The sequence below is a fragment of the Coprococcus sp. OM06-34AC genome (genome assembly GCF_003462545.1).
GTDB classification, from domain to species: domain Bacteria; phylum Bacillota; class Clostridia; order Lachnospirales; family Lachnospiraceae; genus Coprococcus; species Coprococcus aceti.
This window is the reverse complement of record NZ_QTZF01000001.1, coordinates 710,683-721,270: the sequence shown is the minus strand read 5'-3', so window position 1 is coordinate 721,270 and position 10,588 is coordinate 710,683. Positions and strand designations below refer to the sequence as shown.

At 40.3% G+C, this 10,588-nt stretch carries 16 protein-coding genes and 1 pseudogene; 11 read left to right on the top strand and 6 right to left on the bottom strand.

Annotated elements, in window-relative coordinates; translation table 11 throughout:
• The first annotated feature begins 339 nt into the window (after positions 1 to 339).
• Both DXB91_RS03235 and DXB91_RS03230 read left to right on the top strand, forming a co-directional pair.
• Complete coding sequence (locus tag DXB91_RS03235; RefSeq protein WP_082418112.1) at positions 340 to 831, top strand: restriction endonuclease fold toxin; 492 nt, start codon at positions 340 to 342, stop codon at positions 829 to 831.
• A gap of 18 nt (positions 832 to 849) precedes the next feature.
• The gene (locus DXB91_RS03230; RefSeq protein WP_007884552.1) at positions 850 to 1,248 is read left to right on the top strand and encodes an Imm7 family immunity protein; all 399 of its coding nucleotides are present in this window, start codon (positions 850 to 852) and stop codon (positions 1,246 to 1,248) included.
• Positions 1,249 to 1,313: 65 nt separating this feature from the next.
• On the opposite strand, the pseudogene DXB91_RS14835 reads toward DXB91_RS03230, so the two are convergent.
• Positions 1,314 to 1,513 (bottom strand): annotated as a pseudogene (locus tag DXB91_RS14835) (IS110 family transposase); the annotation flags it as partial.
• Between the two features lie 82 nt (positions 1,514 to 1,595).
• Here DXB91_RS14835 and DXB91_RS03220 point away from each other — a divergent pair.
• The 9 genes from DXB91_RS03220 (at position 1,596) to DXB91_RS03190 (ending at position 6,969) form a co-directional block, all read left to right on the top strand.
• Positions 1,596 to 1,829 (top strand): Imm74 family immunity protein, encoded by a 234-nt coding sequence (locus tag DXB91_RS03220; RefSeq protein WP_055274067.1) that lies wholly within the window; start codon positions 1,596 to 1,598, stop codon positions 1,827 to 1,829.
• A gap of 317 nt (positions 1,830 to 2,146) precedes the next feature.
• The gene (locus DXB91_RS03215) at positions 2,147 to 2,497 is read left to right on the top strand and encodes a hypothetical protein (RefSeq protein WP_243003500.1); all 351 of its coding nucleotides are present in this window, start codon (positions 2,147 to 2,149) and stop codon (positions 2,495 to 2,497) included.
• A gap of 251 nt (positions 2,498 to 2,748) precedes the next feature.
• Entirely contained in the window at positions 2,749 to 3,126 is a 378-nt protein-coding gene (locus tag DXB91_RS03210) for a hypothetical protein (protein WP_118016796.1), read from the top strand.
• Between the two features lie 268 nt (positions 3,127 to 3,394).
• A complete protein-coding gene (locus tag DXB91_RS14085; protein ID WP_158564578.1) occupies positions 3,395 to 3,568 on the top strand; it encodes a hypothetical protein in 174 nt (57 codons plus the stop codon).
• A 140-nt stretch (positions 3,569 to 3,708) separates the two neighbouring features.
• Positions 3,709 to 4,179 (top strand): SMI1/KNR4 family protein, encoded by a 471-nt coding sequence (locus tag DXB91_RS03205; RefSeq protein WP_118016795.1) that lies wholly within the window; start codon positions 3,709 to 3,711, stop codon positions 4,177 to 4,179.
• Positions 4,180 to 4,216: 37 nt separating this feature from the next.
• Complete coding sequence (locus tag DXB91_RS03200) at positions 4,217 to 4,627, top strand: hypothetical protein (protein WP_118016794.1); 411 nt, start codon at positions 4,217 to 4,219, stop codon at positions 4,625 to 4,627.
• Between the two features lie 223 nt (positions 4,628 to 4,850).
• The gene (locus DXB91_RS14080) at positions 4,851 to 5,006 is read left to right on the top strand and encodes a hypothetical protein (RefSeq protein ID WP_158564577.1); all 156 of its coding nucleotides are present in this window, start codon (positions 4,851 to 4,853) and stop codon (positions 5,004 to 5,006) included.
• Between the two features lie 178 nt (positions 5,007 to 5,184).
• Positions 5,185 to 5,562: an SUKH-3 domain-containing protein gene (locus tag DXB91_RS03195; protein WP_147343968.1), complete on the top strand. Its 378-nt coding sequence runs from the start codon at positions 5,185 to 5,187 to the stop codon at positions 5,560 to 5,562.
• A gap of 108 nt (positions 5,563 to 5,670) precedes the next feature.
• On the top strand, positions 5,671 to 6,969 hold the full coding sequence (locus DXB91_RS03190; protein WP_118016792.1) for a CAP domain-containing protein: 1,299 nt from the start codon (positions 5,671 to 5,673) through the stop codon (positions 6,967 to 6,969).
• A 56-nt stretch (positions 6,970 to 7,025) separates the two neighbouring features.
• Here the strand turns inward: DXB91_RS03190 and DXB91_RS03185 are convergent, their stop codons facing one another.
• From DXB91_RS03185 to thiS, 5 genes are all read right to left on the bottom strand, one after another.
• Positions 7,026 to 7,475, bottom strand: a complete 450-nt coding sequence (locus tag DXB91_RS03185) for a PadR family transcriptional regulator (protein WP_118016791.1) — start codon at positions 7,473 to 7,475, stop codon at positions 7,026 to 7,028.
• A gap of 121 nt (positions 7,476 to 7,596) precedes the next feature.
• Entirely contained in the window at positions 7,597 to 8,244 is a 648-nt protein-coding gene (thiE, locus tag DXB91_RS03180; RefSeq protein ID WP_118016790.1) for a thiamine phosphate synthase, read from the bottom strand.
• A 73-nt stretch (positions 8,245 to 8,317) separates the two neighbouring features.
• Positions 8,318 to 9,571 (bottom strand): 2-iminoacetate synthase ThiH, encoded by a 1,254-nt coding sequence (gene thiH, locus DXB91_RS03175; protein WP_055279806.1) that lies wholly within the window; start codon positions 9,569 to 9,571, stop codon positions 8,318 to 8,320.
• Positions 9,572 to 9,585: 14 nt separating this feature from the next.
• Positions 9,586 to 10,356 carry a thiazole synthase gene (locus DXB91_RS03170; RefSeq protein WP_015533315.1) on the bottom strand — a complete coding sequence of 257 codons (771 nt, stop codon included), beginning with the start codon at positions 10,354 to 10,356 and terminating at the stop codon, positions 9,586 to 9,588.
• Positions 10,356 to 10,556 (bottom strand): sulfur carrier protein ThiS, encoded by a 201-nt coding sequence (gene thiS / locus DXB91_RS03165; RefSeq protein WP_015533314.1) that lies wholly within the window; start codon positions 10,554 to 10,556, stop codon positions 10,356 to 10,358. Before thiS ends, DXB91_RS03170 begins: the two co-directional genes overlap by 1 nt.
• Positions 10,557 to 10,588 lie beyond the last annotated feature (32 nt).

Below are 10,588 nucleotides of genomic sequence, written 5' to 3'. Positions count from 1 at the left end.
ATTGAATATGATATGTGATGCTGTGAATTATTATGATATAGGAAAAGATTTAAATTGGGAATCAATTATTGCTATAAGGGAAGATTTGGAAGATGATTTGAAAGAATATGTTGATGAGATTATTTCTATGCACTACAACTAAGCCTCCCGCCGGCAGGCTTAATTCGTAGTCTCACTACCATATATTAACAGAATTTCTTAGGTTCATAGGGCTTACCATCCCGTACTACAGCATAGATTACGGTGGTAAGCTTTCTTGCTACATACATATATCATGGAAACAAATATGATAAAGCAATAACAGGCGGAGATGTAGCCAAGGCCTGGGCAGAGTGTGCAATGACATCATTTGTTTTGCGGTCAGTTTTTGAGGGTGGAAAGTCATCGTCAAAAGCAGATGGAAAGAATAGGGTTATGTCTACTAGCAAAGGACGGGTGGAGTCTGAAAGTAGTATTACTTGTGAGACCAGCTATGGGAAGTCAAGGGAAATAATTCAATGTAATACTAAAGATGCAGCAGCTGATGAATTAGCTAAAAGAATTGGAGGTCAATCGAGATCTGCTTTTGCGGATGATCCAATTCAGCGTGAATTTGATGTGATTTCAGATCAATATATTGCACAAGCTAAACCACCATTAAAATGTGTTAATAAAACGGTTAGAACACAGATGAAAGCGACTTTTGAAGCAGCAAAAAAATACGAAAGAAAAATTTATTATCAATTTGAGGGAATTCCGAGTCAGGAAGTACTTGATAAATTATACGAGTATAGCGAGAGATATGGGGTTGAGGTAATAATAGATACTGAACCTTTGGGAATTTTAAATTAGAAAAGAAAGAGGATTACTATGGTAACGATTTATGCGTGGTTAGAGATAAGAGCTACATATTTGGATGAAGATTTACATCCAGAAATAGATGAAAAAAAAGTATTTGATGACATTGATAATTTAATCAAGAAGTTAAAATACAATGAATTAAAAGTAATAGAAAAAAATTATTCGCGTTTTGTTCAGTTTAGTGTGATGGAAAACCATAAGACAGAAAGAACAGAAGAGATGATTAGTATGTATGAGAACATTACTAAGATTGCCACGGGTAGTTATGGCTTGCTGTATTATTTGGATGATGAAGATGAAGTATATAGTGATGAATTTAGGGTTCTAGTATCTAAGAAAGGTAAGTGTGAATGGAAAAGAGATGAAAATTTTAGTCCATGTAGCATTATGATAGAGGAGTTTGATTAATCTTTACACATGCAAACTAAGCCTCCCCACGGGCAGGCTTAAATCCTAGTCTCACTACCAGACATTTAACAGAACTTCTTAGGTTCATAAGGTTTACTATCCCGTAACACGGCATAAATTACGGTGGTAAGCTTTCTTGCCACTGCACCTGTGGCAGTCAGATGGTGTTTGCCCTGCTCACGCTTCTTTTTGTAATAGGCATTAAAGGACTGTTGTGAAAAGGACAGGTGGTTGCAGCAAGGAAGATTGCATGCCTTAGGGATGATTTTCCCTCTGAGTACATATAAGACCATTTAGAAATTAGAAAAATCCAGCAAGGAAAAATTATTATCTAGAGGTAGAAAAACATGAAAATAACAGGTAGTATGAATTACGTAAAAATTGATCTGGGGAACGGATATGTTGTAAAAGCAGAAGGAGAAATGCTTGTAGGCAAAAAGTTTGTGGTATATAGAGATACAATGAAATTTTGGGAGCCCCCACATGAGCATGAAGAACTTCTAGAAGAGCAAATTGAGAGTATAATACAGGAAGTTCAGAGAAATATGAATGAAAATACGGTTCAAATTGTTTTTGAATAATATGTATTATGTCTCCACGTGAGGATGCCCACCACCTAAAAAATCAACCACGATCTTTAATTAATCGGAACGATTCTCGCCAAAGGCGATTTATCTATGAAGATTAATTTAGAGACACTTCTAGGACGAAATTTGCCTTCTGGGTGCACTTAAGGACATCAAAAATCAAAACTGAATATTGTCCTTCACAGACTCAGAACGCATTGTTTTCATGGCACAAGAAATACATATCAGGGAGTAGCTAATAATGGTATGAAAATAGATATGTTTTTGGATCAAAGTGGTAAAATTATTTCAGCATTTCCGGAGGAATAGAAATGAAATACAGAATAGAAGAATATAAATTAAAAAATGGTATTGAGGATATAAGTATCATATTTGATGAGAAATATCAGTTGTTGACAACTTTTATGTCATGCGATGTATTGCCCTTTGAAAAATGGATTAAATTAGGTTTTGATAGAGTACTGTCAGGGGAAAGTGAATATGAAGAAGTAAATGGAAATGTATGTTGTGCGGAAATAAGTCCTAAAACGACTAAAGTATATGATAATCTGGCAGAGGATGCTATGGGGAATTGGTGTGAAGTTGATACAAAAGAACTTCGTCAATTAATTGATGAGTGGTGTGATAAAGTTCGAAAATTTAAAAATGAGCATCACAACTAAGCCTCCCGCCGGCAGGCTTAATTCGTAGTCTCACTACCATATATTAACAGAATTTCTTAGGCTCATAAGGCTTACCATCCCGAAATACGGCGTAGATTATGGTGGTAGGCTTTCTTGCCACTGCACCGGTGGCAGTCAGATGGTGGTTGGATCAATACCGGCAAAGGCAACCAAGGCTGAATGATTCGGCGAATGATGTGATTGAATACTTTAATACGCTTATTAGAATTAAGAAGTAGGTGACAGATAAAATGAAAATATATGTTGAAAAAGTATTGGATGAAGTTGTGTATTTTTCTACTGATTATGGAAATGCAAAGGGAATATGGAAGGGTAATAATAGACCGATTGATAAGGTATATTATGTTGAAATGGATATTGATATGTTATGTGATTATGAGTCCTTTGTTTTATGTGATACGAAAGAATATCATATAGAAATGGTGGATGGAAACATTCAAATTACCCTATTATTGCTTGAATATGAAGAAGACGGATGCGCAACATTTCAATTTGGTGATACAATTATAGAAATAGAAACAAATTTTGATGAGCGGTTTTACGCCTTGAAAAATTGCTATTTAACAATAAACGTAGAAAAATTGAATATTTATGATGAGAACCTATAAGCAAGAGAGTAGGTTAATAATGTCAGTATAGTTCAAGATGCTTTGATGAAAGGATTTGGAAGAAATAAAAAAGACTATTTAGGTTAAAACAATTAGCGTAAAATTTTTGATTTGTAAAAGTACATTGTTTTCATAACAGTATTTGTTATGAAAACAATGTATTTTTTGCAATTAAATTAAAAAAACTAAAATGCTGTTGGTAGAGATGCTGGATGATGGAATTTAGACTCGGGGGGGCATATGCAGAACAAGTTTCAGGAGAGATACAATGAAATTTTGGAAGCCGCCACATGAGCACGAAGAACTTCTAGAAGAGCAAATTGAGAGTATAATACAGGAAGTTCAAAGAAAGGGCTATGGTTTTTGGGGAACAAGTACAGCGGCAAGAAAAAGGACTTGGAATAACAATCAAATGATATATATAGAATGGACATTTTTATAAATGAACTAAGAAAAACTAAACGGCTGTTGACAAAAAATAATTGATGATGCAATACTATTGTTAGACAATAATGTAAAGGAGAGGGGGGTATCGCAGAAAGATGATGTCGAGCTATAAAATATTATGATGCGGAGGTATATATGAGTTACACAAATTTTATTAAGGCAATGGAGTTGGCACCCAAATGTAAATTTTATACTACAGCAGGTGGAAAAAGTGAAGAAGAAATCAGAAAGTCAGAGCAAATACTTAATATAAAATTTTCGAATCAATGTAGAGAATTTTATGAAAAATATGGATACTTATCCTTCTATGGCAGCGAAATTTTTGGAATTGACCCAGATGATGATTCTGGAATATTGGAAGGAAATTCTGTTGCTTATGCGCTGAATGACAGGGATGAATATAGTTTGCCTGAGGAGTGGATTCCGATATATGATTTTGATGATGGCAGTATGGCGTACTTGGATTATTCCCACCTAAATAAGCAAAAGGAGCCCAGAGTTATAATGGCGTCTTACGATGGTGAGGAATATGAAGTCGTTGAAATATTAGCAGAAGATTTTGGGGATTTTGTTTTGCAATTAGTACAGGAACAAACAGGAGAGTAATTTAAGAACATATTCAGTAAACTAATGAGACAATAGTATGATTGATGCAGTTGTTGAATTATCAAATATAGAAATACATGAGCATTGTATGTTGAATAGAATTACTGGAGAAAGAGAATATAATAATGGAAAAAAACAAATGCCGTATTTTACAGGGAAATATTTCAAAGCGGAGAATATTTTTTTTGCATTATATCCTACAGATAATGGACCAATAATGTATTATGAAGGTAAAGAATATCCATTAAAGAAAGATTTGCATATTTATTTAACCAAAACAGAAAAGTCAAGAGAGTTTCGGATCGAAGAATATAATATTTGTATCCAATATCGTACTTCTCAATATGTTGGATTTGATGTGTGGTCAGATGAGAAGGATGTTGATTTGTTTTATCAAATTGAACAATCTTATAAAGATAATGAATATTATAAAAAATTTACAAAGTAAAAAGTATTTTATCTAATTATGTTTCCACTTAAGGCACATAACCTAAAAAATAAATCACAGTCTTTGAATTCGAAATAGATCTGAAGTAGAGAAAGATCCACATTTGGCAAACAAAGGTGAGGTTATTGAAAATAGCATCTTGGCTTGATGAATCAGGTGGAGGAATACAATATTGGTTGCCAGATACACTGGATGATGGGATTTTAAGGAGAATTCAATAAGCATGACAGTCGAACAATTAGAAAAAGAACTAGAAATGATGGGGATTCCACAAGAATTATATTCAATAATGGTGGGAGGCTTGCCAAATGAAAAATTATGCATTGCAAAGGAAGATAAATGGCAAGTATATTATAGCGAGCGTGGTAGCAAAAGTTAATTCATAGCTAAATAAATATAGTTATATTCCACTGAAAGTTGATAAAGCAGGGATGATCAATTAGAGGGGCGAAAAAGGTGAAATTTGAAAAAGTATTTAATAACAAAAAATATATTCGAAAAATAGAATGTATGGAATATTTCAAATCTGCTAATAAGTAGGAAGGAATAATTTGATAATGAATGCAAACACAAAAGAAAGATTGATAGATGCGGGATGGTCGTTAGAAAGACAAATAGATGTTGACGAAGTAATAGATACTCTTAATAGCAGAGGTTTTTTATTAACTGATAAAAATTTTAATCCTTTAAAAGCAATTGGAAAAAATCTGTATAAAGAAAGTTTAGAATATTTAGAAGATGAATATGACATAGAAGGTATTAATACAGTAATTCCAATAGGCGAAAATGATAACGGAAATATGCTAATTTTATGTACTGGAGATAATGTGTTTTATGGGTATACTGATGGTTGCCTTGTAAAGTATGGAAATACAATAGAAGAAATGTTAGATTGTGTTATAGGTGAAAACATAATGCCTGAGTACATAGATTAATGCGATATACTGTATTGTTTAGCAAATAGGCATGCAATAAATCACATAGTGAGTTATAATGAAATCAACAGGCTGATACATATTATAAGAGGAGGACAAATTCAAACTATGGGAGTACAAAAGAAGAAGTTGTTACACCGGATAATGGCTCTGGCGATCGCAGTTGCAGTTGGATTGTCAGTGATCGTGCCGGGAGGAACAAGTGCTGAAGCGGCGACAATACCTGCGGATGTGACAAAACCATCTGCCAATTGCGTGTTTATAGCAATGAAGGGCAAGTATGTGTCGGAGGCTTCGGCTGCAGTGAAGAGGATCAATCAGATCCGTTATGAAGCATGTAAGCAGGGCGTTAAGATTGATGGACGGAAATTGACGCTTGACGACTATGTGCCGATCAAGTGGTCGGCAGGACTTGAGAAGATAGCAAGGATCAGAGCTGCGGAGGCGAGTGTTACAATGTATCACTCAAGACTCAACGGAAAGTCTGTATTTGATTTCAAATATCCGGGAAATGGCTGGCCGACTTCCGAGGTGCTTGCGTGGAACTGGTCAGAGAGCATGCTCATGGGTATTGAGCAGTGGTACAGCGAGAAGGATGCCTATGTGAAGGGAACTCCTGGAGCGGTGACCGGACATTACACATCCATGATAAATCCAGCAAACAGGTATGTGGGTGTTGGTACATTTATAAATAAGAATGCATCTTATCCGAACACGACCGCAGCCCAGTTCATGGGAAGCGGCAGTCAGGCTGAGACTATGGCTAAGTCCACTGGTGAGAGCGATGTTACGGTGGAGGTGCAGAAGGACAATATCACATCGGTTAAGATGACCGGAAATAAGAGCGTGCAGGAGGGACAGAAGATAACCCTCACACTCAAGGCGGTTCTTGGACAGTATGGAAGTACATCGTATAAGGTACTTGCGGGAGCTAAGTGGAAAACATCGAATTCCGCTATTGCAAAGGTGTCATCTACAGGAGTGGTAACAGGTCTCAGAAAGGGAACTGTGAAGATCACAGCCACAGTTGGATCGCGTTCGGCATCATATACGGTAACCGTAACAGGAAAATGTGCGCATGTATATTCCGGCAAGGTAGTAAAAACAGCAACTACCAGAAACGATGGCAAGGTGTTACATACATGCAGAAAATGCGGCCAGAAGAAGTATATCGTTGTCAAGAAGATAAAGAGAGTTACATTATCACAGACGAGATATAAGTATGATGGTAAGACAAAGACACCTAAGGTGACTGTGAAGGACAGCGATGGTAAGATAATATCATCAAAATACTACAAGGTGACATACCCTAAGGCGAGAAAGAAAGCTGGAACATATACGGTGAAGATAAAGTTTTCCGGAAGGTATAAGGGTACAGTTTCAAAGAAGTACAGAATAGTAAAATAAAAAAATACCGTTGTTCATAAAAAATATGGACAACGGTATTTTTAATCTGAAAGAAATTATTTCTTCTCAGGCTCTGGAGTATAGTCAAGTATGGATGAAATAGCCTTGTGGACCTTTGTATATTCGGTTATAAGAATATGCATACGCTGGAATCCAGGCTGCTCCAGATGATAATATACTCTGGTCATTCTCTTTCCAACCTGCTCTTTGTGATCGGAGATGAAACCGTATTCAATCAATTTGTACAATGCAGGATATAGAGAACCGATAGGAATCTTTATCACGCCGTCTGACAGTGAGTCCATGAGCTGTGACAGCTCGTAGCCGTAATAATCTTTCTGGCTGAGCAGATAGAGTACGAGCAGCTCCACGGAACCTCTGATGAAGTTCGGCTTTGCAACGACTCTTGCATGTACAGCCTCAACTGCTGCTTCCTTTGCGGTATCATTACTTTGATCCTGAACCATAATACGGTTGGAATATATGCTGTTTAATACGTTTTCCATTAAAACCACCTCATACAAAAAAATAGTTACACTTTGTATTGATTGTAATTGCAAAATCATTTAATTGCAACCTTTCTTTTCATTAAAATGAAAATAAGTTGCGTATTTTTGCAATTTTTGCTTATTTGAGAGAGATTTTTGACTGTAACTGCCTGGATAATGCCAATAGACGGCTGGCAGCATCCTTTGGATTGTCAGCTTTCATTATGGCGGACACCACACAGATGCCGGCGATAGGTATGCCCGAGAGGACATCCAGGTTGGTCGGATTGAGTCCTCCGATGGCATTTACCGGGATGGGAACTGCCTTGCAAATGTCTCTCAGTGTATCCGTGGATGTGAGCACTGTCTTGACCTTGGTGGTGGTTGGGTAGATGGCTCCAACTCCCAGATAATCAGCTCCCTGTTCATACGCCTCCACGGCCTGAGAAACAGTCTTGGTGGTTGCGCCCACGATGCGGTCAGGCCCCATGAGTTTTCTGGCTATGGAGACTGGCATATCTGTCTGCCCCACATGGACACCCTCGGCATCGGTTGCCAGCGCCACATCTACCCGGTCATCTATGATGAGCGGCACGTTGTAGCGGCGCGCAATTGAGTGCACCTTGTCCGCAAGATGTATGTACTCACGGGTAGTTCTTTCCTTTTCTCTAAGCTGCATGAGTGTCGCACCGCCATCGAGGGCACACTCCACTCTATATAAGAATTCTTCCTCGGACAGACCTGTGCTGTCGGTTATAAAATATAAAGTAGAATCAAATGTATACATTTCAAACTTCTTTCTCCGCCGGCAGACGGCGGTATGCTGTATAGTTCAGATCGTTTTGATCTGATAGTTGTTGTTACACATACAGATAGTCATTGAGTACGGGCTGCAGTCCCTCGCCCTCTATGTCTGAATACATATGCTCAAGACTTCTGTTGTCGTTGATCTCGAACTGCTCGTCGCCCTGCTCACTGCAGGAAGTCTTGCCGCTGTATTTGCTTTCATGATCGCCGATTCCGGTTGACACGCCCGCCGATACCTTGGTCGCTGCGATTTTCACTATGCCGTTCCTGAAGTCTGCACTCTCCCTTGAAGATACCGTTATTCCGGCAAATGGCAGGAATATCCTGTATGCGCACAGTATCTGGCAGAGCTGCTTCTCGTGTACGTCCAGAGGATTGATCTGATCGTTGTTGATGATCGGTCTCAGTCTTGGACAGGAGAGTGACATCTCTGCGTGTGGGTATTTTCTCTGGAGAAAATACGCGTGAAGGGCTGTTGCCAGTGCATCCTTGCGGAAGTCGGAGAGCCCTAACAGTGCTGAGAATGCAACGCCCCGCATTCCGCCCATGAGGGCGCGCTCCTGCGAGTCGAAACGGTATGGCCATACTCTCTTGTGACCCATCAGGTGAAGAGTCTCGTATTTGTCTGCGTCGTAGGTCTCCTGGAACACTGTCACATAGTCCGCACCGCATTCATGGAGGTAGCGGTACTCATCGGTGTTCACCGGATATATTTCAAGACCTACCATGCGGAAGTATTTCCTTGCAAGCTTGCATGCCTCGCCGATATACGTTACGTCACTCTGGCTGCGGCTCTCGCCGGTCAGTATAAGGATCTCTTCCATGCCGCTGTCGGCGATGACCTTCATTTCCTTCTCGATCTGCTCTGCTGAGAGTTTCATTCTGTTGATGTGATTGTAGCAGTTGAAGCCGCAGTATACGCAGTAGTTCTCACAGTAGTTGGCTATGTAGAGCGGCGTGAACATGTAGACCGTGTTGCCGAAGTGCCTGCTTGTCTCGCGGCTTGCGCGCTGCGCCATCATCTCAAGAAATGGTTCGGCGGCGGGGGAGAGCAGAGCCTTGAAGTCCTCTATGCTGCACGTCTCGTGTTCAAGGGCAGCCATGACGTCTCTGCCTGTGTAACTGCTGTAGTCGTAGCTGTTCATGTGCTCCATGACCTTGCTGCGGATGTCAGATTCAATAACCTCCATGCCCGGAAGGTATTCCATATGGCTTTTCCTTGACGATGGATCTGTCTCCAGACGGTGTTTGATCTGCAGCGCTTCCGGCGAAAGATATTCCGAATCTATCAGAAAGTGGTTTTCCATCTGAGTGCACCCCCTTAGTCATGCAGGAATCCGGTCAGTGGATCTGAAGCGGATGCCCCTCTGGTGAGAACTCTTCCAAGACCTGCCAGATAAGCCTTTCGGCCTGAATTTATCGCGTCCTTGAATGCCGATGCCATGAGTGGCAGATTTCCGGCTGTGGCGAGGGCAGTGTTGGCCATGATGGCGGCAGCGCCCATCTCCATGGCTTCACATGCCTGGGATGGCCTTCCGATACCGGCGTCAACTATGATCGGAAGCTCGATCTCGTCGATGAGGATCTGGATGAAGTCTTTGGTAGCCAGTCCTTTGTTGGAACCTATAGGTGATGCCAGTGGCATGACCGCTGCGGCTCCCGCATTTACCAGATCACGGGCGGCATTCAGGTCCGGGTACATGTAAGGCAGTACCACAAATCCTTCATTTGCCAGTGCCTCGGTTGCCTTTATCGTTTCCTGGTTGTCGGGAAGGAGATATTTGCTGTCGCGCATGATCTCCACCTTGACGAAGTCTCCACAGCCCAGAGCCCTTGCAAGCCTTGCTATGCGCACGGCCTCCTCGGCGTTCCTCGCGCCGCTTGTATTTGGCAGGAGAGTAACTCCCTCCGGGATGAAATCGAGAATATTTTCCTCTTCCTTTGTATTTGCACGGCGGACGGCCAGAGTGATGATCTCTGCTCCTGCGTCCTTTATAGCTGATTCGATCAGCTTCATGGAATACTTTCCTGAACCCAGAATAAATCTTGAATTGAATTCATGTCCTCCGATTATCAGCTTGTCTTCTTTCATTATAATGCTCCTCCTCCCATGAAACTCACGACCTCCACACAGTCGCCGTCGTTAAATGTAATGTCTGCGTATGTCTCTCTCGGTATGATCTCCTCGTTGATCTCAACAACTATGCGCACCGGTTTGTAGCCGGATTCTTCAAGAAATGCCGCCAGATTCTGCCCGGCAACGTCGAGATCTTTTCCGTTCACTGTTACCATAGCCCTTTCCTCCAAAGTCTTTTATCTGCACA